The sequence below is a fragment of the Faecalicoccus sp. LCP19S3_E2 genome, from assembly GCF_052121255.1.
In the GTDB taxonomy this organism is placed as follows: domain Bacteria; phylum Bacillota_I; class Bacilli_A; order Erysipelotrichales; family Erysipelotrichaceae; genus Faecalicoccus.
The window spans coordinates 1-23,107 of record NZ_JBQKEP010000003.1 but is presented as its reverse complement, the minus strand read 5'-3'; the positions used below and the strand labels follow the sequence as shown (position 1 = coordinate 23,107).

Here is a 23,107-nt window from a genome sequence, read left to right as displayed (position 1 = left end):
GATCTAAGATAAAGTAAAGAATATACTTTCTTTATAGAGTTTCAGCTTTCTTCTTGCTCTAATTTCTACATTCCATACAAAAAGGCAGTCAAACTGCCTTTGTCTATAATATTCTTTATAACTGTACCTGTGCTGGCTGTTCTGCACGTACTCCACCGCAGATTTCATAATTAGGACAACTTGGGTTACAAGACTCTTCAATAACAGGCCGAAGTTCTGCCGGCATCATTGTTGTAATCTCATCATCATCGTAGCCCACAACCAAACTTTTCTTCGATAACATGATCGGTCTTTTTAAGATGGATGGATTCTTTTGAATCAACGTTACCAATTCTTTCATCGAATAATCATCAATTCCCTTTTTCAAAGATTGAAATGCCTTTGAACGAACAGAAATGATATCTTCGGTTCCATTTTCACATCGAGATAATATGTATTTGATTTCATTTTCATCGAGCAGTGTCGTAAAAATATTTTTTTCCTTAAATTCGATTTGGTTGTCCTTGAGCCACTGCTTCGCTTTACGGCAGCTTGCACAGCCAGGAGATGTATATATAATAACCATAAATATGCCTCCTTTTCACGTAATCCTATTATAGCACTATGAAATCAAAATACCATTGGTTTTTGTGACAAATTGCGGTAAAATAAGAAAATAATCGGAGGGATGAAAATGGAGAGAATGTTAAGCGGTATCAAACCGACAGGAAGATTGACTTTAGGCAATTATATTGGAGCCATTTCTCAATTTGTAAAATATCAGGATGAATACGAATTATATATTTTTATTGCGAATCAACATGCGATCACGGTACCCATCGAAGCCAAAGAGCTAAGACAAAATACAAAGGATTTGGTAGCCTTGTATCTGGCCAGCGGTTTAGATCCGGAAAAGGTAACGATTTTTCTACAAAGCGATGTTTCCGCGCACGCAAAACTTGGATGGGTCATGACTTGTATGAGCTATATGGGCGAATTACAGCGAATGACACAATATAAAGATAAAACGGCTAAAGGAGAAACAGGCATCACTGCCGGCTTATTTACCTATCCAAGCTTGATGGCTGCCGACATCTTATTATACGATGCCAAATATGTACCGGTAGGTATCGATCAAAAACAACACGTGGAACTGGCACGAAATCTGGCAGAACGTTTCAACAATCGTTATAGTGATACCTTTGTGATCCCGGAACCATTGATGACAACCGTTGGTCAAAAAATCTATTCACTACAAGATCCAACTAAGAAAATGTCAAAATCGGAAACTAATCCGAAAGGAACAATCGATTTATTGGATGATCCGGCTGCTGCCCGTAAAAAAATCATGTCAGCTGTAACAGACTCCCTGGGCATCATTCAATATGATCCGGAAAACCAGCCAGGTTTGGCCAATCTTTTAACGATTCAATCCGTACTTTCTAAAGAACCGATTGAAAGCATTGTCAATCGCTACCAGGGAAAAGGATATGGCGAACTGAAAAAAGAAATCGGACAGACTGTCTTTGATTTCCTAACCGATCTTCAAACAAAATATAAAGATGTCTTAGATCGAAAAATAGTTGATCAGGTTCTACAAAATGGTGCACAGAAAGCCGGTATCATTGCGAATAAGAAAGTACAAAAAGTCTATCGCAAAGTAGGTTTCACCATTACAAAATAAACAAAAAAGGCGACTCGCTCGCCTTTTTATAATACGTAGAAAAATAAAATAACCAAGATACCTAAGACGATTCGATACCAGCCGAAAGCTGTAAAGTCATGCTTGCGTACATAACTCAATAAGGCTCGAATCGCAAATAAAGAAACCACGAAGCTGATAAAGGTTCCAAATAAAAGTACGATCAACTGTCCAAAGGAGAAGAAACCAGATTCCATAAAATACTTAACCAGTTTCAAACCACTGGCGCCCAACATGATCGGTACTGCTACAAAGAATGAAAACTCACTGGCAATCGTTCTTGTACAACCGCTGTAAAGACCTCCTAAGATTGTTGACCCGGATCGTGAAGTTCCCGGAATCAATGCCAAACATTGAAAACAACCAATCTTTAAACTGGTCTTATAATCCAATTCATCGAGTGTATGAATGGTTGGTGTCTTTGGATGTTTTTCCACAACTATAAAGATGATACCATAGGCAATCAATGTGATCGCAATAATAAAATTCGCACTTAAATAACCCTCGATGATATCATCCAACAAGAAACCAAGAATGGCAGCCGGTATCGCACCTACGATTACTTTCTTCCATAACTCAAAAGTCTCTTTTTGTCTGGCACGACTTTTCTTTTTACTCCAGGGATTCAAGCGATGAAAGTAAAGAACAACGACCGCTAAAATGCTTCCAAACTGAATAACTACTTTAAAAACCTCAAAAAAGGCAGCTGGCTCCAGCGGTAAGACACTGTCCAATAAGATCAGATGTCCTGTACTGCTGATGGGAAGCCATTCCGTAATTCCCTGTACGATTCCAAAAAGAATGGATTTAAGTATATCCAGAATAAACTGCATAAATTAGTTCTCCTTCTCTTTCAGTTGTTCTACCAGCTCTTTAAAGATTTCTCCACGAACCTCAAAATTCTTAAACTGGTCAAAGCTGGAACAAGCCGGTGACAGTAAGATCACATCACCTTTACTTGCCATGTCATATGCTTTATGAAGTGCTTCTTCCATCGTTTCACAAGAAGTCTGATGCGTAAAGATTTCTTTGAAATGATCTTTGGTTTGGCCAAAAGAGAAACAATGTTTGATTTTTTGATCATACTGTTTTAGATCCTCAAAGGAAATATGTTTATCCTTACCACCACATAATAAGATCACATTTTGATCAAAGGCACTTAAAGCCGCACAGGCCGCATGAGTATTTGTTGCCTTGCTGTCATTATAAATGCGAACACCTTTGATCGTATCTACATACTCGATACGATGTTCCACACCTTTAAACGAAGAAATGACTTTTTGAATAGACTCTACAGAAACGCCCATACGATATGCCATACAGGCTGCCATCATCGCATTCCCACAGTTAAAGCCGCCTACGATCTTTAGATCGTCCAATTTAAAAAGGATCGTATCATTCAAATACGCGTATTTTTCATCTCTATGCAACGCTACATCTTGTCGAGTTAAAGAAAAATCGATGACTTCACATGGAATATTTTTGGCATACTTGCGAATTTCTTCATCATCTACATTACGGATAAACCATGCATCGGGCTTACAGTTTTCATAAATCTTCATTTTAGATTGATAATAATCTTCCAAAGAATCCATATAATCCAAATGATCCGGTGCCAGATTGGTCACAACACAAACGCTGGGCGCAAAGCTTTCAATTCCTAAAAGTTGAAAGTTACTCAATTCCAGGGCTACGGCATAATCCTTTTGATTATATTCCAAAGCTAATTCACTTAAAGGGATTCCTATATTCCCGGCTACAAGGGCATTTTTTTCTGTTTTCAACATCTCATACAACAAAGTTGTGACAGTGGTCTTGCCATCGGTACCGGTCACAGCCGCATAAGAGAAGTTTTTGGCATAACGATACGCAATTTCTATTTCTGTATAGATAGGAACTTGTTTTTTGACAAAATAATGTACAAATGCAGCGCGATAAGGAATACCCGGATTTTTTACCACAAAGGCATAAGGAATTTCTTTTAATTCATCCGGATGCCCCTGATCAAACACATGTACACCTAGAGCCTGCATCTGTTCTTTTTGCGCGATTTCCTTCTGATCGGTTAAATAAACCTCATAACCCATCTTACATAAAAGACGAGTCACCGCAATGCCGCTTCGGGCAGCTCCTATCACCAAGACTTTTTCCATATTATCGCACTCCTATCAAAAGCCCAAGAATCGCAAATAGTACACCAACTATCCAAAAACGATGAACGATCTGTGTTTCCTTCCAACCACTCTTTTCAAAATGATGATGAAGCGGCGCCATTTTAAAGACACGCTTTCCGGTCGCTTTAAAGGATGTCACCTGGATCACGACGCTTAAAACTTCGATCACAAACACAAAACCGATCAAGATCAATAAGATTTCCTGTTTTAAAACCATGGCAACTGCAGCCAGTAAACCACCTAAGGCCAAAGAGCCGGTATCGCCCATAAAAATCTTGGCCGGATGCTTATTAAAATACAAATATCCAAGCAGAGCCCCTTCAACCAAAATCAGTAAATAAACCAGATTCAGGGCATTTGATAAGTACGCAAAAACGATAAACGGAATCAAAGCGATGATCATCTGTCCGGAGCACAATCCATCTAAACCATCGGTTAAATTTACCGCGTTGGTTTCAGCTGTAAACATAAAGAAAATCAAGAAGAAGTATAAGAAACCGATATCAAAAGAAATATCTACGATCGGAATCCACAAAGTTGTCGGATTATGCGAAGAATACATAATATAGAACGCCACTGCCAAAATACTCTGCAATAAAAACTTCACAGCCGGCTTTAATCCGGTATTGTCTTTTTTGGCAACAATGATGTAGTCATCAATAAAGCCGATCAAGCCATACCCGACAAAGGCCAACAGTACGATCCACAGCTTCATATCGATCTTATAAGGTGTGATAAAAGAAGATAAAACAAATAATACAACCGGTACTAAGATAAAGGCAATCCCACCCATTGTCGGTGTACCATTTTTTGCTTTATGGCTGGCCAAGCCCTCTTCTCTTTCGGTTTGTCCAAATTTGATCTTATGCAAATATCTGATAAAAGACGGCATAAGAAGAAACATACAAACTAAACTGGCAATAAAGCCTATAGGCATATATACTAAGTCCATGCTGATCTCTCCATTCCGTTCTCCATTATAGCATGTGCTCAATCACAAAAACAATGAAATTTCCTCTTGAAAAGATAAGCTACAAATGATATCATAAATAAGCAATTTCGCAAGCAGAAAGGAAAAAGGAGGACAGCGACATGTCAAAAGTATGTGCAGTATCTGGTAGAGGTCCTTTAACTGGAAATAAGCGTTCTCACTCTATGCGTGCTACTCGTCGTAAATGGAATGTCAATCTGCAGAAAGTTAGATTGGTAGTGGACGGGAAACCTCAGACAGTTCGTGTGAGTGCGCGTGCCTTAAGAACATTAAAGAAACAAGGCGCTATCTAATAGCGAAGGGACAAATAAAGTACCACAAAAAAGACTTCATTCGAAGTCTTTTTTTGTATGTAATGTATATAAAGTTCTGGTAATAATGGGACTGTTCTTTTTCAAATATTCATTCTGCAGCCACTCCAGATAGGTACCCGGAGATATGATACCTCGAATACTTAAAATATCCGCACCCAGACAACCTAAGATACGATCGGTAAATAAAGCACAGTTATCCCCTAAAGCCCAATAGGTTTTAAATTTTCCCTGTTTAAACTTATAAAGCTTGGCACCGGTTTTATAATGCAGACGGGAAGGATAATCTTCTTTATACGTATCAAAACGATTATAGCCATCTTCTCTTTCTATCTTAGAATACCAGCGATAACTGTTATTCTCAAATTCCTGAACCTGCGCTTCCAATACCTCTCTTTGTTCTTCATTTAAGGCAATACCATATTCAAAGATCGTATTTTTCTCAGCTTCCATCGCATTGGGAATATAATACTCTACCGGCACCTTAAAGAATACACCATCGCCTAGAGTCTGATTTAAGCGAAAAGAATCGCTGTCATAATTTCCATAGCTGTAGGCAATTCCTTTATACGCAAAACAAATATGGCCGACCTTTTGAAAGCCTACCGGTCCCACATGAACAAAAACGCTCAGATCATGCTTCGCATTTCGCTCCTTCTGTTCCAGTTCAAAAGGCTCTTCCGCTTCCAGATAATGGTTGATTGCTGTTAAAGCCCAATCTGGAAAGAAGGCACACAAGAAAGCCGGAAAGGTAATTCGTACCTTCCGTTTCCACTCATACTTGGTCAAAGGATTCACACAGGCAAAACCATCATTGACATAACGAGCACCTAAGATCATTAAATAAAAACCAAAAGCACGAATCAAAATCTTTAGATCTTTATCAACACGAATAAGATAAATCCCCAAAATCCAATAGAAAAGGCTGAACAAGAAAAGAAAAAACTTCCCTTTACTGTTATTCAGTGCATTGATCACCATCTGTATAAATAAAGCCGCTCCGTTTAAAAGACAATAAACTCCAAAAATAATTTGTAGTATATGTAACGGAATGCTTTGATGATTGGATAAAATCACAAATATCACAAAAGAAAAAAGAGAAGAAACAACATCAAGAATGTTTCTTCGTTTAAAAAAGCGTACGATCATCCATAATGAACTGATTCCCAAAACAACCAATAATAAGTTGACCAGGATCAAATAGACTCCATCCGGTGCCAGAAGCATCACAAAGCCGAAAATGACCGCTAAAGAACCTAATAGAATATTGCTTAGAATCTCCTGCATAATAACTATCCTTTTCTAATTAGCGTACATTGGATTCAATACAAAGTACCTTCCCTTTATCCAGGGTGATGATACCTTGTTCTTTTACAATCGAATTGGAAACGGTAATGATATCGTCCGGCTTCAGATCATATTGATGAAGAGGATATAAAAATCCCTCCAGCGATACGATCGAGCCTTCGATCGCAAAAAAGGAAATATGCTTGTAAGAACTGCGAATCGTATGTATGCCCTTCAAAAGACAATACATCTTTTGGTCAGGCTCCCATAAGATCAGATCCGCATAGCGATACATCAACAGGCGAATATTGGCAATCGTATGATCGATGCGCCCATGAAGGCTTCCTGTCAAAATAAGAGGTGAATACCCTTTTTTATGACAAAGGCGCAAAGCTAATTCACTGTCAGTTTCATCTTTTTGAACCGGATGAATCGTAAGCGAAGCCCTTTGTTTCAACACCTCCAACATGTCTTTGTCCATGGAATCAAAATCACCGACACCAAAGGCTAATGGAAGTCCCTGATTTAAAATCTGCAGACAACCGGCATCCACACCGATATAATCGGCATCTTTTATCTTTGGAATTTCCTTTGTCAAGGGTGTTACCAGCACCGCAGGTTTCACTTTAAAAGCTCCTCGATATTCGCACAGATATCGCCTTTAAACACAAAGCTTCCGGCCACTAAAGTATCACAACCGGCATCAATTGCATTTTGGAAGGTATTTAAATTGATACCCCCATCGATTTCAATGCGATAAGATAATTGTTTTTCCTCTCGCTTCTGTTTTAACCAGGTTACCTTGCTTAATGTACTTTCCATAAAAGACTGGCCGCCAAAACCAGGCTCTACGCTCATGATCAACACGATATCGACCTGATTTAAAAGAGCTTCAAAAGGCTCGATCTTAGTATTAGGTTTGACAACGATCCCGGTCAAGACACCCATTTCGTGATTTTTCTTTAATAAAGCGGAAATGCGATCGATATCATTATCTAAAGCTTCTGTATGAAAAGTTACACAGCCGGCACCGGCTTCAATAAATACAGGGGCATATTTTTCGGGATCCGTCACCATCAAATGTACATCTAAAAGCTGCCTTGCACTTTTCTTAAAGCCTTTTAGAATATCCGGACCAAAGGTAATATTAGGTACAAAATGCCCATCCATGACATCAAAATGCAGCCATTTTGCCTTACTTTGATTCAGGATCGCAATTTGTTCTGTCATCTTGGAATAATCCAAAGATAACACAGAAGGTGCTATGATTCTTTCATTCATTTCGTATTGACCTCCTTTAAGATTTGTACATAATCTTCATATATTGTTGGATTGATTCGTTTTTCCTGCACTGCGTTTTGGATAGCACAATCCGGTTCATGGATGTGTCGGCAGTCATTAAAGCGACATTGATGCAGATACGGTTTAAAATCTTTGATACACGCATCCAGGCAAGAAAGATCCATTCGTGAAAAATCCAGACTGGAAAAGCCGGGTGTATCTGCCACCAGACCCTGTGCAACTTTATGCAGCTCACAAAACCGTGTGGTGTGCTTTCCTCTTCCTAAAGCTTTAGATATTGCCTGCGTCTGTAAAGAAAAGCTTGGCTCCAATCGGTTTAATAAAGAGCTTTTACCGGCACCGCTTTGCCCGCATAAAACACTGACTTTATCCTTCAATATGTTTTTTAATTCTTCATCATCACTGCCCGGATACGTCATCAAAAGAGTATAACCGGCTTTTTGATACCATGAAAACTGTGATGTATAGATATCCATGTCCTCGATCAAATCTTGCTTGGTGATGATCAAGATTGGTTCCACATGCGCTAAAGAAACCAGAAAAATCAAACGATTTAAAAGATGGACCGAAAAATCCGGATCTTTTAAACTGGTTACGATCAAAGCCTGATCCACATTGGCAATGGCCGGTCGCAACAAGCGATTTTTTCTTGGTTCAATGGAGTGAATGCGGTAACTGCCATCCAAATTTTCCACCTGCACAAAATCACCGACAACCGGAGCTTTATCCAGGCGAAGCTTTCCTCTTGGACTGGCGACAATGATACGATCCGCCATTTGAATCGTATATTGATTTGAAATGATCTTTATAATTCTTCCCTTTTCCATTTACTCTGTGTACAGCGTAATATAGCTGTTTGATCCCTCCTGTGTATAGATACTGCCTACGGCCGGTGAAACATTGACGATCGTAGAACCACTGCCGCTTTGTACGACCGCGATTCCCATCGCATTTAATTCCCGATAAACACTTTGATAGCTTTGTCCGATCCAATCCTGGGAAATCGTGACCTGCGGATAGGCTGCGACAACAAACGTGATCGTCTGTTCTTCATCCGGATCGATACGAGAACCGACAGTCAATCCTTTTTGTTCTAAGATATAACCCGGATTGGTATCTGCCATCGGCTTTTCTTCAACCTCGATCTCAATATTTAAGCCTTCTTCTTTCAATTGTTCTTCCACATCTGAAATGTATTGACCGGTATAATCCGGTACCAGAAATGTCGGGCCTTTACAGATGGTCAGCGTAACGGTTTCGTTTTCACTAACGCTTTCTCCGGCTTTGATATCCGATGCGATGACATGTCCTTTTTCTACCGCATCGTTAGCTTCTTCTTCCACTTGTATCTGAGATGAGGCTATACCGACTTCTTCTAATGCCTGCATGGCATCTTCCTGACTCATATTCACAACATCCGGCATCGTTGCCTGTCCAAAGATGGCGCCAATTGAAATCACACCGGTCGCCTGTAATGTGAAAATACCGACAGTCCCAACAAGCAGTACCAGACAAATACCAAGAACGATTGGTATCGTCTTGTTTCGCTGCTTTTTTTTAGGCTCCTTCTTGTTTTCATCATATTGAACCTTGACGCGCCCCTTGTCAACTTCCACATGACTGACAGGTCGATCATCGATATCGATACGCTGCATATTGCGATATTCCAGATCTCGGCAATGTTCCAGATCGTACAACATCTCCTGGGCATACTGATAACGTTGTTGCGGATCTTTGGCTGTTGCCTTTAAAACGATATTTTCCACCGACTGAGGAATGCTCGGATTAAAATCACGCACGTAAGGAATCTTGACACGCAAATGCTTAATCGCAATTTCCGTAGGTGTCTGCCCGGTAAAAGGAACGCTTCCTGTCAACAGCTCATAAAATACGATTCCCAGGGAATAAATATCCACCTGATACGATGGCTCTTTTCCCTGTGCAGTTTCCGGGGCCAGATAATGAGCCGATCCCATGACCGCATTATTGAGCGTCAGCTGTACCGAATCACTGGCAACCGCGATTCCAAAGTCTGTGATCTTGACCGTTCCATCGTCTTTGATCAATACATTCTGTGGTTTGATATCCCGATGGATGATGTGATTTTGATGAGCTGCCACAATAGCACTGGTCAACTGCTTCATGATATCGATGGCTTCATTGTAATGAAGGGCGCCACGCTGCTGGATCAGCTGTTTTAGCGTTCGTCCGCGAATATACTCCATGACGATATAATGCAGGCCCTCGAATTCTCCGACATCATAAATATCGACCACATTGGGATGAGAAAGACGGGAGGCTGCGCTGGCTTCTCTTTGAAACCGAACCAAAATCATAGGATCTTCACTCAGCTTGGAGCGTAAAACTTTGATGGCAACGATACGATCTAAGATCTTGTCTTTGGCCCGATACACATCAGCCATTCCACCCTGTCCGATCAATGATAAGATCTGATACCGGTTGGCAATCTGTTGGATCATCGTTTGTGCCATATTAGTTTTCCTCGTTCTCGATCACGATGACCGTACAGTTATCATAACCGCCGGCATCGATTGCCATCGAAATCAATGTATCTACTTTCTTTGGTACGGAAAGCTTTTTATTTTGAATGACTGAAAAGATCTTATCGTGCTCAACATAGCCATGCAGACCATCACTACAGATCAAAAGCGATTTATAGTTGGATTCGATCTTGTTGGTATCGACACGAAACACGTGCCAGACTCCTAATGCGTTTGTCAATGTATTACGCTGGGCATGTGTTTTTGCCTCTTCACTGGTGATCTTTCCTTCTTTCATTAACTGAGCAATCACGCTGTGGTCTTCACTCATCTGAATCAAGCCATCCTCATAATACGCATAGATACGGGAATCCCCGACATTGAAGATATAAGTTTTTCCGTGCGTGATCAACGTACCTACACAAGTTGTCCCCATGCCTCGTTCTTTTTTGTTCGACATGCTTTTTTGATAGATCCGTTCATTGGCAAGATCCAATGTATTCTGGATCCAGGCATTCACATCACTATCCGAGTAAAAAGAATCGACCTTTAAAAACTCCTCCCGGAATGTAGCTACGGCCAAAGCACTTGCTACTTCTCCGGCTGCCGCTCCACCGATTCCGTCACAGACGATGGCCAGCAGATCATCCTTTTGATTTTGTAAAACACAAAAATCATCCTCATTTAATTGTCTGGTACATCCTACATCCGTATTCGCATATACTTTCATTTAGTTTTGACCTCTTTTCAATTCCTTGATACGAAGCTGTCCACAGGCCGCATCAATATCATTGCCATGCTCCTTGCGAATCGTACAGCGTATGCCATCTTTCATCAAGGTATCATAGAATACCATGGCTTCCTGATGGGTAACGCCTTGAAAGCCTTTTTCATCGACCGCATTATATGGAATCAAATTAACATAGGCATTATATCCTCTTAAAAGCTTTGCCAGCTGATGCGCCTGACTTTTGGAATCATTGACCCCTTTTAATAAAATATACTCAAATGTTAAACGACGATTATTTTCCTGACAATAATAATCCAGAGCCTTCATTAGCTCTTCCAGTGGATACGCATGATTGACCGGCATCAACTGATCACGCAACGCATTGTTTGGTGCATGAAGACTGATGGCCAAATTGTATTGCGTATGCTCATTGGCAAAATCATAGATTCTGGGAACTATACCACAGGTAGAAATGGTAATGTGACGTGATCCGATACCTAAGCCACGATCGTGATTGACCGTAGAAAGAAAATTCATAACATTTTCATAGTTATCAAAGGGCTCTCCGGTTCCCATGACAACGATATGGCTTAAACGATCCTGCGTCTGATCTAATTCTTTTTGCACATAAAGAAACTGCGCCACCATTTCTCCGCTTGTCAGATTTCGTTTCTTTTTGGTTAAACCGCTGGCACAAAAGGCACATCCCATATTGCACCCTACCTGCGTGGTTACACAGATACTTTTTCCATAGTCAAAAAGCATCATGACACTTTCCACCAGCGCCCCATCTTCCAGGGCAAAAAGAAACTTTGTCGTACCATCATGAGAAACTTGTTTACGCACCAGATGCAACGGACTCACGATAAAATCTCGTTTCAAGATTTCTCTGGTTTCTTTACTGAGATTGCTCATTTCATCAATGCTGTCAACACGGTTTCGATACAGCCACTGAAAGATCTGATGGCCTCGAAATCCTTTCCATCCATAGCTTTTCGCCAATTCTTGTATTTGTTCATAATTAAAGTCATAAAGGCTTTGCATAATCCACCTCAATTCATCTAAAAATTATAACAGAGAATCTTATTGTTTCTCAAGCTTTGCCATATAGAATCCATCTTGTCCACGGCTCGGAAATATCGTCTTTTCTTCCAACAAAATAAAGTCCGTATGTCGTTTTAAAAAAGACTGAATCTGCTTCTCGTTTTCTTTTTTATTGATCGTACATGTCGAATAGACCAAAATGCCGTTTTCTTTGACATAATGACTACCACTTTCCAATATTTCCTGCTGTAAAGGAATCAAAGCATCCATGTCTTCTGACTTCATTCGCAGGCGAATGTCCGGTTTTCGTGCCAATATGCCATAACCGCTGCACGGAACATCACATAAGACACGATCAAAAAGACCTAGATCCTCTAAATCACGCGCATCCTTACAGATTGCCTTTACGCGATGCAGATGCAATCGCTTAGCATCGTTTTCAATCAATTTTACACGATGTGCATGCAGATCCACCGTTATAATGTGTCCTGTATCTTTCATCCGTTCTGCCATAGCCATGGTTTTTGTGCCCGGTGCCGCACATGTATCTAAGACATCCATATTCGGTTTGGCATCAACAAAACAGGCAATTTCATAGCTTCCGATATCTTGTATGCTCATCTTTCCCTGTTGATAATAAGGATGGGCAGCGACATCGTTTCCATGATAGATGTACAAGTCATTATGTACCGCTGTAAACTCCGACTTTTCAAAATCTTCAATCGTACTGTATAACGCATTTCTTCGCACATAGATTGGCAAGGTCTGATTTGTCCACAATAGCATTTCCCTTGTCTGTTTGATTCCATACTGCGCCTTCCACATATAGACAAGCCAGTCTGGTAAAGAGTGCAGGATCGAAAGTGCTTCTTCTTCCTTTTCCGGCAAGACAATATCCTTTTGTTTCACACGATGTAAAAAGGCATTGACCAGGCCGCTAAACGATGGATTTTTGATTTTTGTCAGTTCAACAGCTTCATTGACAACCGCATATGCCGGAACTTTATCCAGAAAAAAGAGCTGATACACACTCATTAACAAAAGAATACGAACACGATTGGGAAGCTTCTTTTTAACATATTGATTCACACAATAATTTAAATACCCATAATTTTGTAAAGTTCCATAAAAAATATGCGTTGCCAAAGCTCGATCCTTTGGTGCACATTCCTGTAAATGATGTTTTAAATACAAATTCGAATACTGCCCCTGACAGATGACCTCCATCAAGGCATCTAAAACCCATGATCGCATATTACTCCTCCAAACCAAATGGATACATGTTGATATCCTGCTTGACTGTTGTTTTTAAGCGCATATGATGATGCACCAGCTGCCATACGCGTTGTGTCAAAAGGGCTTTATCCTTAGCTTTGATCACTATACGAACTCTGGCCTTTTGTTGGCGCATTGATATGGAAATAGGCCCTAATACTTTTAAATCACTTAAATAAGCTTTGGCATCCTGTGCCACCTGCATGGCCTTTTCCTCTTTTTTATCCTGATAGATCACCGTACAAAGATAAACATACGGTGGATACATTCCTAAATGACGATACTTCATCTCTTTGGAAAAGAAAGAAAAATAATCATGTTGGATCACACTTTGCATCACATAATGATCCGGTTCAAACGTCTGAATATAAACATTACCTTCAATTTCACCTCTTCCACAGCGGCCACTGGCTTGTTCCAGCATGGAATAGGCTGTCTCGGCACTTTGATAATCAATACGCGCCAGACTGGCATCTGCCTGTAAGATACCAACTACACTGACTCTTTTATAATCCAGACCTTTGGCAACCATCTGTGTTCCCACAAGAATATCACCTTTTTCTTCAAATTCCTTCAACAATTTGGCATGTGCGTTTTTTTTACGCGTACTATCCGCATCCATGCGCACGATATACGCATTTGGAAACATCAGCTGTAAGTTTTCTTCCAGCTTTTCCGTACCCATGCCTAGTCGATAAAACGAATGTGAGTGACATTTTGGGCAAGTATGATCAAAGTGAAAGACTCTGCCGCAACAATGACACATCAAAAGATCTTCTTTTTTATGATACGTTAAGGCTATGCCACAATCCGGGCAAGTAAAAGTTTCTTCGCATTGACTACATTTTACAACCGGAAGATATCCTCTTCGATTCAACAACAAAATCACCTGTTGATGATCAGACAAAGCCTGTTTGATGGCTGTGATCAAAGAAGCCGATAATCCATTTTCCACAGTTTGCGTTTTCACATCCACCAAATGAATCTTTGGCATCTGTAAAGAGATTCGTTTGGTCAAAGAAACAAGCTGATATACCCCTTTATAAGCGCGAGCATACGAATCCAGACTCGGTGTAGCACTGGAGAGTACCACCTTACAATGATGAAATTTAGCACGCTCCATCACGACATCCCTTGTATGATAGCGTGGCATAGAATCCTGCTTATACGATGAATCATGTTCTTCATCCATCAAGATCAAGCCCAAATTTGAAAAAGGCATAAAGACACTGCTTCTTGTTCCTACAACGATAGAAACTTTATTTTCTTTAACCAGCTGATACTGCTCATATTTTTCCTGTGCATTTAAAGAGGAATGATAAATGGCAATCTTTGTTTGAAATCGCGCCTTTACTCGTTGAATCATCATCGGTGTTAATCCGATTTCCGGCACAAGGAATAAAACCTGTTTACCTTTTGACAATACTTTTTGTGCTAACTGTAAAAAGACTTCGGTTTTACCGGAGCCGGTTACACCATGCAGTAAATACACTTGATGACTTCCTGTTTCAATCTTCTCAATAGCAGCTTGTTGTTCATCCGTCAACACAAAGGATGAATCCTCGATTTCTTCAATTGGGACTACGCTTTCCTTTACACGTTTTTCTAAGGCAAGCGCCCCTTTTTCAAATAAAGGACGAGCTAAGGAAATCTTTTTTCGTAAAAGACTTGCTTTCATGGGAAGCTGATCTCGAATCAAAAGAAATGCTTCCCTTTGTTTTGGAGTCAAAGAAACCGTTTCATCCTTTAATATGGCCCAATCTTCATATATGATCTTATGTTCTGTACTGGAAGGGCGTAAAGCCGGTGGAAGCATCGTCTTTAAAACAGAAATTACGGAACATACATAATTCTGAGAAATCGTATGTGCCAGCTTCATCAATTCATCATTCAATAAAGGTTTGGTATCAATAACTTCCAACACAGCTTTTATATGTTGTACTTTGGGTACGACATCGACACTTTCCACAAAGCCTATTAAATCCTGTGCACCAAAAGGAACACGCACACGACATCCGACTTCTACTTTCTGATCACAGGCATAAGTAAATGTTGTATTCAATGCCAAAGAGTTATGTTCGATATAAACATTAATATAAGACATAAAACAATTATAGCACACCTTATCTTACTGACATCTTTACAACTATCAGAATTGCATCTATAGAAACAAAAAAAGCAGCTCAAGCCGCTTTCTATGAAAAATAAAAAAAGCTCTAGACGAGCTTTTCATTCAGATGGTGGGGACGGTGGGACTTGAACCCACACGGGATTTCTCCCAACGGATTTTAAGTCCGTTGCGTCTGCCTATTCCGCCACGACCCCATATTGGAGGTTCCGATCGGATTTGAACCGATGATCACAGAGTTGCAGTCTATTGCCTTACCGCTTGGCTACGGAACCAGCTGCTTAGATATTATATGAAATATCGAACAGAAATGCAAGAACTTTTTATTTTTGTTGTAAGTTTGTATTTTGAAGAATAATTCCTCCACAATATAAGATGATTATCTAATTGTTTATCCTGTGGCCTTCACAAATGGGAAATTACTTTTTTTACTTTCACAGTCATACGCTAACGGCAAAGACTAAAGATAAGGATGGTAGCATTCTGTATCCTCTACAACTCATGACAAAAAGATTTATTTTGTCATAGCCTAGTTTGTGTATTTAAGATGTATTATAGTTTGAAAGAGGGAATTTTAAACTGCAATACGAAACTCCAATAAAATTTTAAATAACCAAAAAAATTTGTGACAGAACCACAAAAATTCATTTTGTTCTATTTCTGTCACAAATCAACTTGTATTGAAAACTGATCGTAAAAGAGATTATCTTACATAAAATTCATTTTTTAGATTGCTGACTATGCAGTATAAAACTCAATGAACATCTAGTGTGATACTCTTTTATCTCTCTATAGGATCAAATTTACTCATACATTATTTCTTTTTTCTTCTTACTTTCACCAGAATCAAACCGGCAATAGCAGCTAAAGTCGCAATGGATGAAGTAATCCATACGATTGGTGATGTAGCCAGGCTTGTATGAATCGTATTTTCTTGTCCTGTTGATGGATCTTTAGGCGCTGTAGAAGCTGAATGCGTTTCCTCATTTAGCCTTGCCGCTGTCTGAACCAAAGAACTCAAAGCCTGATCAACATCTTTTTGCGTTGCAGAAGCATCTTCCAAAACAGATTTGGCCTGTTTCAAAGCTTGCTCATACTGTTTCCAATTCTCTTTGGAATATTTTTCTTCTTTATAGTATGCGATGCATTCATTGTAGAAAGTTTCCAGTTTAGAAATATCAACTGTTTCTTCCGGCTCTTCGTTTTCCACAAGATTTGATACTGCTGCTTTTAATGCCTGAACAACTTGATCCACCTGTCCCTGGCTGGCATTTGGATTTTCTAAAACTTTATTAGCCTCTTCAACAAGATCGGCAAAACGTTTCCAGCTTTCTTTGGTATAATTATGTTCTTTCAAATGGGCAATTTCCAACAATTCTTTCTGCAGTTCAGCTTTATTAACAGGATTCGATGTTTCATCTTCAATCGGCACTAGATCCGTCATGCTCTGCATCAAAGCATCCAATGCATTTTAAACACTTTCTTCTGTACGATTAGGATCCTCCATAACTTGGTACGCTACAGCTAACTTTTGCTCTAAAGCAGACCAAGATTCTGTTGTATAGAGTGAAGACTGTAATTGTTTTACCTGCTCTATAGTTTCCTGAAGACGAGTCGTATCAACAACTGGTTTTTCTAAATGAACCAAAGATTCTATGGCTGCCAATACCTTTTCTTTTGCTTGGACAACTGCTTCATTCGATGGCGATGCATCATTTAATACATGATTTGCATTTTGCAAAGCTTCATCCAGTGCTTTCCATGATTCTTCTGTATAAGCATCCTTATTCAAATTTGCTGCCTTGTCTATGGCCTCTTTTAATTCCGTTTTATCCACTTCTACCGGCTCCGGCTCCTTCTCTTTCAACAAAGCCAATCCAGCCTTTAAGGATGTAATCGCCTGATCCACCTGTGCTTGTGTCACATTTTCATCTTTAAATATATCTTGTGCATTTTCATAAGCATCGGCAAATAACTTCCAGCTATCCGGCGTATAGCTGTCCTGTTGTTTTTGAGCGGCTTCCTCAAGAAGTGCTTCCAGCTCTTCTTTGTTTATTGGTTCCGGCTGTGGCGCTTCGGCTTCTTTTAAGTCTTTGATTGCATCCATCAGGTTGGCAGATGCCAATAATACATCATAATTTGATGCGTCTTGTTTTGACAGTACCTCTTTTGCGGCGGCAATCTTTTCTTTTAATGCAATAAATGTATCCGGTGTATAGTTTTCTTCCTTCAAGGATTCTGCCAAAGAGATTGCTTCTTCCAGGCTTTCAGTATCCACTGTGATCGGCTGTTCTTCTCTTTCCTTTAATAATCGAATCTCTGCCGCTGATGAGAATGTATTCGGTGAATCTCCTAATGTCGTTGTAGGAACAATTTTGACATTGGTAACATTCTGCATCGGATCAAAGGAAACGCCCTGCCATCCACTTGTGCCAAAAGTAGCTTCGCTCACTTTTGTATATTCGTCTTCTCCATCTTTTTTAACTAAGATATCAGCGTTTTTAATCAGTCCATTTCGCCCCTGCCGTTGTAACAAACGCACCCGTTGTCGTTTTCATCAATTCCCCGGTGATAAAACAGTCCATTTCGCCCCTGCCGTTGTAACAAACGCACACCGGCTACCGTAGTTGGCTCATTTAACTGTAGTTCGATCCACTGTTTATCAAACGAGTCAACAGATGGCGAATATTGCGTATGCCAAATTGTATTTTCGTTGCCATCTAATACATATTCTGCCAATCCTTCTCCCGCAATGCCGTTTTGCTGGCTGCTGGCGGTTGCGCTCATATTTTCTGTCGGTATATCTCGGGAATCATCCGTCGCATCCATGCCCTGCGAACGATCTAATGTAATCATCATTTCTTTTAAAAAATGGTATGCATTTTCAATATCTTGAGCATCTTCTTTGTCTTTGGAGATTGCCACCTGTGCTTTGTCGAGTACATCCTGGAACGAATTCCATATTTCCGATTCATAATCCGATTTTTTATAGCCTTCTTTTGCCTGCTCGATCAGTTGTTTCAAAGCATCCTTGGTAATATCTTCTTCTACTCTTTCAATAACCAGATTATCTAATACCAGTTCTTTATAGCCACCAAAGTTGGATGCGGCTCCTCTTGTTCCCTGCAAATCCGGTGCTTTCGATGTGGAATAAATACCAAACCATGTTTGACCACTGGAATCACCGGTAATTTCGCAAGTATAGTGTCCATCAGCATCCTTGCCCATGGCTTTCGGTAATTCTTCTAAATTAACATTTCCGTTAAATTCTCCGACACCTACAGCGGCTGCATAAATAACGTCGCTGCCGGCTTGATAGTCAAAGCTTACCCGATAGGTAACGCCGGGTTCAAAGCGAACATTTTGCGGAATCGTCTGATAGGCCAGCTTGGCTTTCTGTGTTAATCCATTGATCTTGACCGACCAGTTTCCATCTAAGACATCATCCATTTTTTTGACATCCCAACCTGCCTGCGTATAAGGCTCGTGAAGCTCAGACAGATGAATTCGGTTATCCGAAACGCCTTCAATTCCACCAATGACAAACGGATACAATCCTTGCACATTGTTTTCAAAATTTTGTTCAAAGCGAATCATTTCTCCTTTATCGTTGGTTGTAATATTTTTAGACTCATTTTCCACGATACGGATATCATCAAAATAAGTAGATCCTTCCCCTTTTGCTCTTTCCAATTTCAAAGTCACTTCTCCATCATCCGGTGCGGTAAAGAAGACATACATATTTTGGAAATAACTCGTTCCATCTACGGTTGCACTTTTATTGCTGTGGGTGTAAGCCTGCACATAATTTTTGGCAATAGAGCGTGTCGTATAATTAGAAGCTAAGACTTTATCGTTTGAAAGTATGGCTAAAGTCGCTTTCGCATCGCTTCGATTATCTACACCAACTAAAACCGCATATTGTTTTCCCTGTTTCAGATCGGTCAGTTTTTGTGTCATAGATACATCATCAGTCAGTTTCATCATAGGATTACTAAACTGCGATTTAGCAATTTCAGCAGTTCCATTACCAGTTTTATCCCAGGCATCAAAAATTCCACTGTTGAAGCCGGCATCCACAATATGCATGCCTTCACTCCATTTTACATCCATATTTTGTCTTTCACCCTTGCAAACGACATATGGAACTTCTGATTCTGCCGTTAAAGTGATCTTACCGTTTTGCACAGGGATGGTCTGCTCATCCGTTTTTCCCAAATCTGTCAATTTATATAATTTTACATTGGCCAAAGAAGACCATCCATCCGGCATTTCCCACTCAGTTGTTCCGCCCTGCGTATTCCAGTGATATAACTTTTCGTCCTCCGGTGATACTTTTTCTCCTGTTCTGGCATCCCAGATCCATGGAAGCAAGTAGGTTTCGGTTCCTAAATTTCTTTTGTTCTGAATATCCTCATTGGTACGATTTCCCGGTGAAGGTGCTCCATAGGCAACGACCTTTCCATTCAAAGTCATAGTTCGATATCGATAATCCGGACTTTGCGGATCATCGGATTTTCTTTCCAATACAAGTTCAGACTGGTCATCCCGTAACGTGATCTTCATTTCCGGGCGCCATGTATAAGAGCCTCCATTCGGATTCTGGGCCGTAAAGCTATTATCCGCATCTTTCCAGCTCATGATCTTGTAATGTTGAATAAATTTTGTTGTAAGATCATGGGTATATAAATTAGTAATATACGTATCATAATCATTGCGGCCCTGCCATCCTTCAAAGTCTTTCATGTTATAGCCACCCAACAAAGGGGCCATTGCAGCACCGCCATACGTTGGATAATCACCGACCCATGAATCTTTTTGATGATTACGCAAGAATCGCATGACTTCACTGTTTTCACCTTTTAAAGTATAGCCGCCATAGGTCAAATCGGTAGCCCAATGTTGGAATGTTGAATCATATTCATTGGCAGAACCCCACTCGGTTGCCATACGCCATCCGTTATCATTGATTTCTTTTGATAATTTTCGTGTTTGCCAGGAATCATCGCTTCCACCGGTCTTGTTTCCCCAGACATCGACATAGACAAAATCCAAATTGGAGCAAACTCGTCTTCCAAGGCATTAAATCGTTCTTTTCTTGAACCGGTTCCCAAATCATATACACTGTCAATTCCGATTCCCTGATCGATCCAGTTCCAACCGTACCGTAAGTTTCCGGCGCTGTCTCTTCGAACCAGATCATCATTGAAAGCTTTGGCTTCCGGATACATTTCTCCGGCATTGACATGAATACCAAATTTTGCACCATATTCAGCACCTTTGGTCATTAGTGTATTCATATCTTCGACCCCGCCAATACGTTTTCCAATATCGGCATAATCTGGATGTCCGGAATCGTGTCCCTCGTTTCCGTATCCCTTAAGTAAAACCGACTGCCCTAATCCATCTGTATGTAAGGCCACTCGTTTTACATTATCCAATGTTGTTAAAAATGGATTTTGTGCCTGTCCTCCAAAATTCATCGCAATACGATACGCAACAAGATCAGGTACTTCTTCACCTTTATAAGGATTGTGCATGATATCTCTAAAGGCAACGCACCATCCTGCCAATCGATGGCATCATCTTCGTTTTTATCACCTGCAATGGCCACTTTTGCCTGTGGATTAGCCGTTTCTTCCACTAAATGCCATACACCTTTTGAATCCTGCTGTGCTCTATGCCAATACCATTGGGTACTGGATAATCCCACGGATAATCCGTTAATTGTCTGCTGCGAATTGACCATAACACGTGTATTATGGCTACCTCCGGCAACTCCTACGGCTTTAGCACTTCCTTCATTCTCGGCATTGCTCCATAATCCGGCACTCATCTCGCTGTTTGAAACAAAGGCGTACATGTAATCTTTATTCAGTGATGTCTGCTCATTGATATCATAATATTCATCACCGCTGATCGTCGTGTTGGAAGACATCAAAGCCCCTTTTAAATTTGGATTCTCCTGGCTTGTATTGACAGAAAGTAAACTGTGATTAGGGATTTCGATGCTTTGGATTGCATTTATATATACACCATCTTCTTGTTCTTTTTCATCAAGATGATTTTCTACATTGGTGATCTCAAAGCTCAATGTATTCTCTACAACCTTCAATTCCATGGTTAAGGTTGCATCAATATGATCTCCGTACACATCCATTGTATAAGTGGCTTTATCTTGCTCAAAGGAAGTCTGAATATCTTCTTTGGAAACCTTTATATCTTGACCATTGATGCGGATCGTATCGATTTTTTGGGTCTGTCCATAGAATGTTTTTCCTTCCAAATCCTGTGTTTTCATTTCATAGCGCACAACACTTGGAAACTATTGAGCTACATAAACATCCATGCTTGCAGAGCTTATTTTTTCTGTTTCAACACTTTCTTCCGGCTCTAATTGTATGGTATCCACAGCCAAATCCGATGTTTCAACTATAATGGATGTTTCCAGATCCTTATATCCCGGTTTTGAAACTTGTAACGTATAAGAGCCTGATGCCACATAATCATTATAAACACCGTCTTTATTTGTCGTCAGTGTTTTCCCGTTATAGCGAATCGTTGCGCCGGCAATAGGATTCGAATGAGGATCAACGACTTTTCCGGAAATTTGGTACGTTTCAATTTCCGGTTGCCCTGTGTAATGAATTTCTTTTAACAAAACATTTGTCACTGTTTCTCCCCAGGAGCCAGCCTTCAGCGCAATTTTATTTCCCATCGTATCAAAAATACCGGAAAAATCTTCCTGATTAAAAACAACTTTACCATTGAGTGTGAATGTAACTTTATGATCGGCTGTCCAATCAATACGTATTTTATTTTCTTCATTATTTTTTGGTGCGGCTTGACGTGGACCTGTATAGTAGGCACCTTTTCCATTTTGATATTTCTGCCAGAACCAGCCACCATTGTCATAGCCGATATACATTCCGTTACGATCCGTATTATAGCCCAAATATACACCAAATCGATCACTGTCATTAACACCGGTATTCGCATTGTTTGACTTAAGAGCAAATTCAAAATATCCATCTTTGGAAAAATCAAAAATGGAAGGATTTACCGTCATCGATGGATTGGTTCCCGGATTATTTCGACTTCCGGATGCCGGTTGAATATGAAGCCATCCATCCTGAACCTCCACACGATCTCCCTCTACAACATTTTCCTGTGTCCATTGATCATTCACACCGTCTTGAAGAATGACAGGTCTTTCTTCCGTGAGTGATGTGTCCTCTTCTAAAGCCATTGCAGTATCAAAATTAAACGGAATGATCGTTCCTGTCACCGATGCCGCCACAGCCACAGTTAAAATACCTGATATTGTTTTTTTTATCATACATGCCTCCTTAAAAAATTTCAATTGTGAAATAAGAACTATCTACTATTTATGAATTCTGTAGTTTTTACCTTGTCTCCCTTCTTCATAAGTAATAAAACTGCTACTTCATAATACCTACTTCAATGATAGTATATAGAATATAAGCTGTTTCTGATACCGCTAAATTGCTATTGTTATTATAGATATTGCAAATTTAGTAGAATTTAAAAATAAAAAAAAGACATGCTTTTTTGATCTGGTCCCTGTCAAGTGGACACATTAAATAAGTAAAAATTCTTGCCCAATTGGTATTATGCTGATTGGGCTTTGTTTTTAAGTGATTCCTTATATTTTGATATTCT

General features: G+C 39.9%; 20 protein-coding genes, 2 tRNA genes and 1 pseudogene. 2 read left to right on the top strand and 21 right to left on the bottom strand.

Going from position 1 to position 23,107, the window contains the following annotated elements:
• Positions 1 to 115: 115 nt before the first annotated feature.
• Entirely contained in the window at positions 116 to 565 is a 450-nt protein-coding gene (locus ACTQX6_RS03475) for a Spx/MgsR family RNA polymerase-binding regulatory protein (protein ID WP_022788917.1), read from the bottom strand.
• Between the two features lie 108 nt (positions 566 to 673).
• Between ACTQX6_RS03475 and trpS the strand changes: the two genes are divergently transcribed.
• The gene (gene trpS, locus ACTQX6_RS03470; protein ID WP_117447064.1) at positions 674 to 1,663 is read left to right on the top strand and encodes a tryptophan--tRNA ligase; all 990 of its coding nucleotides are present in this window, start codon (positions 674 to 676) and stop codon (positions 1,661 to 1,663) included.
• Between the two features lie 26 nt (positions 1,664 to 1,689).
• Here trpS and ACTQX6_RS03465 read toward each other — a convergent pair whose 3' ends face one another.
• The 3 genes from ACTQX6_RS03465 to mraY are packed head-to-tail and all read right to left on the bottom strand — an operon-like array spanning position 1,690 to position 4,807.
• Complete coding sequence (locus ACTQX6_RS03465) at positions 1,690 to 2,514, bottom strand: undecaprenyl-diphosphate phosphatase (protein ID WP_117447065.1); 825 nt, start codon at positions 2,512 to 2,514, stop codon at positions 1,690 to 1,692.
• 3 nt (positions 2,515 to 2,517) lie between these two features.
• Positions 2,518 to 3,834, bottom strand: a complete 1,317-nt coding sequence (gene murD / locus ACTQX6_RS03460) for a UDP-N-acetylmuramoyl-L-alanine--D-glutamate ligase (RefSeq protein ID WP_294688112.1) — start codon at positions 3,832 to 3,834, stop codon at positions 2,518 to 2,520.
• A gap of 1 nt (position 3,835) precedes the next feature.
• Positions 3,836 to 4,807, bottom strand: a complete 972-nt coding sequence (gene mraY, locus ACTQX6_RS03455; RefSeq protein WP_294688109.1) for a phospho-N-acetylmuramoyl-pentapeptide-transferase — start codon at positions 4,805 to 4,807, stop codon at positions 3,836 to 3,838.
• A 140-nt stretch (positions 4,808 to 4,947) separates the two neighbouring features.
• Here mraY and rpmB point away from each other — a divergent pair, with 140 nt between their 5' ends.
• Positions 4,948 to 5,139: a 50S ribosomal protein L28 gene (rpmB, locus tag ACTQX6_RS03450; RefSeq protein WP_117447068.1), complete on the top strand. Its 192-nt coding sequence runs from the start codon at positions 4,948 to 4,950 to the stop codon at positions 5,137 to 5,139.
• Positions 5,140 to 5,175: 36 nt separating this feature from the next.
• Here the strand turns inward: rpmB and ACTQX6_RS03445 are convergent, their stop codons facing one another.
• From ACTQX6_RS03445 to ACTQX6_RS03365, 17 genes and pseudogenes are all read right to left on the bottom strand, one after another.
• On the bottom strand, positions 5,176 to 6,444 hold the full coding sequence (locus ACTQX6_RS03445) for a hypothetical protein (protein WP_117447069.1): 1,269 nt from the start codon (positions 6,442 to 6,444) through the stop codon (positions 5,176 to 5,178).
• Between the two features lie 19 nt (positions 6,445 to 6,463).
• Positions 6,464 to 7,069 carry a thiamine diphosphokinase gene (locus ACTQX6_RS03440; RefSeq protein ID WP_181965666.1) on the bottom strand — a complete coding sequence of 202 codons (606 nt, stop codon included), beginning with the start codon at positions 7,067 to 7,069 and terminating at the stop codon, positions 6,464 to 6,466.
• The gene (rpe, locus tag ACTQX6_RS03435; protein WP_117447071.1) at positions 7,066 to 7,725 is read right to left on the bottom strand and encodes a ribulose-phosphate 3-epimerase; all 660 of its coding nucleotides are present in this window, start codon (positions 7,723 to 7,725) and stop codon (positions 7,066 to 7,068) included. Before rpe ends, ACTQX6_RS03440 begins: the two co-directional genes overlap by 4 nt.
• On the bottom strand, positions 7,722 to 8,573 hold the full coding sequence (gene rsgA / locus ACTQX6_RS03430) for a ribosome small subunit-dependent GTPase A (RefSeq protein WP_117447072.1): 852 nt from the start codon (positions 8,571 to 8,573) through the stop codon (positions 7,722 to 7,724). The genes rpe and rsgA overlap by 4 nt, the downstream gene beginning before the upstream one ends.
• Positions 8,574 to 10,238, bottom strand: coding sequence for a Stk1 family PASTA domain-containing Ser/Thr kinase (gene pknB / locus ACTQX6_RS03425; RefSeq protein ID WP_259295360.1), 1,665 nt, complete (start codon positions 10,236 to 10,238; stop codon positions 8,574 to 8,576).
• A gap of 1 nt (position 10,239) precedes the next feature.
• Complete coding sequence (locus ACTQX6_RS03420; RefSeq protein WP_117447073.1) at positions 10,240 to 10,977, bottom strand: Stp1/IreP family PP2C-type Ser/Thr phosphatase; 738 nt, start codon at positions 10,975 to 10,977, stop codon at positions 10,240 to 10,242.
• Positions 10,978 to 12,021, bottom strand: a complete 1,044-nt coding sequence (gene rlmN / locus ACTQX6_RS03415) for a 23S rRNA (adenine(2503)-C(2))-methyltransferase RlmN (RefSeq protein ID WP_117447074.1) — start codon at positions 12,019 to 12,021, stop codon at positions 10,978 to 10,980.
• Positions 12,022 to 12,060: 39 nt separating this feature from the next.
• On the bottom strand, positions 12,061 to 13,275 hold the full coding sequence (gene rsmB, locus ACTQX6_RS03410; RefSeq protein ID WP_117447075.1) for a 16S rRNA (cytosine(967)-C(5))-methyltransferase RsmB: 1,215 nt from the start codon (positions 13,273 to 13,275) through the stop codon (positions 12,061 to 12,063).
• A 1-nt stretch (position 13,276) separates the two neighbouring features.
• Entirely contained in the window at positions 13,277 to 15,400 is a 2,124-nt protein-coding gene (gene priA, locus ACTQX6_RS03405) for a replication restart helicase PriA (protein ID WP_117447076.1), read from the bottom strand.
• 134 nt (positions 15,401 to 15,534) lie between these two features.
• Positions 15,535 to 15,621, bottom strand: a tRNA-Leu gene (locus tag ACTQX6_RS03400).
• Positions 15,622 to 15,625: 4 nt separating this feature from the next.
• Positions 15,626 to 15,699, bottom strand: a tRNA-Cys gene (locus ACTQX6_RS03395).
• 539 nt (positions 15,700 to 16,238) lie between these two features.
• Positions 16,239 to 16,868: a hypothetical protein gene (locus tag ACTQX6_RS03390; protein WP_294688095.1), complete on the bottom strand. Its 630-nt coding sequence runs from the start codon at positions 16,866 to 16,868 to the stop codon at positions 16,239 to 16,241.
• A gap of 27 nt (positions 16,869 to 16,895) precedes the next feature.
• Positions 16,896 to 17,966 carry an FIVAR domain-containing protein gene (locus ACTQX6_RS03385; RefSeq protein ID WP_294688092.1) on the bottom strand — a complete coding sequence of 357 codons (1,071 nt, stop codon included), beginning with the start codon at positions 17,964 to 17,966 and terminating at the stop codon, positions 16,896 to 16,898.
• Positions 17,930 to 20,479, bottom strand: coding sequence for an endo-alpha-N-acetylgalactosaminidase family protein (locus tag ACTQX6_RS03380; protein WP_366558439.1), 2,550 nt, complete (start codon positions 20,477 to 20,479; stop codon positions 17,930 to 17,932). The genes ACTQX6_RS03385 and ACTQX6_RS03380 overlap by 37 nt, the downstream gene beginning before the upstream one ends.
• A 71-nt stretch (positions 20,480 to 20,550) precedes the next feature.
• Positions 20,551 to 20,964: pseudogene (locus ACTQX6_RS03375) on the bottom strand (endo-alpha-N-acetylgalactosaminidase family protein); the annotation flags it as partial.
• Entirely contained in the window at positions 20,904 to 21,737 is an 834-nt protein-coding gene (locus tag ACTQX6_RS03370) for a hypothetical protein (protein ID WP_294688089.1), read from the bottom strand. The gene ACTQX6_RS03370 and the pseudogene ACTQX6_RS03375, both read right to left, overlap by 61 nt.
• A gap of 12 nt (positions 21,738 to 21,749) precedes the next feature.
• Complete coding sequence (locus ACTQX6_RS03365; protein WP_294688086.1) at positions 21,750 to 22,763, bottom strand: carboxypeptidase regulatory-like domain-containing protein; 1,014 nt, start codon at positions 22,761 to 22,763, stop codon at positions 21,750 to 21,752.
• Positions 22,764 to 23,107: the final 344 nt, after the last annotated feature.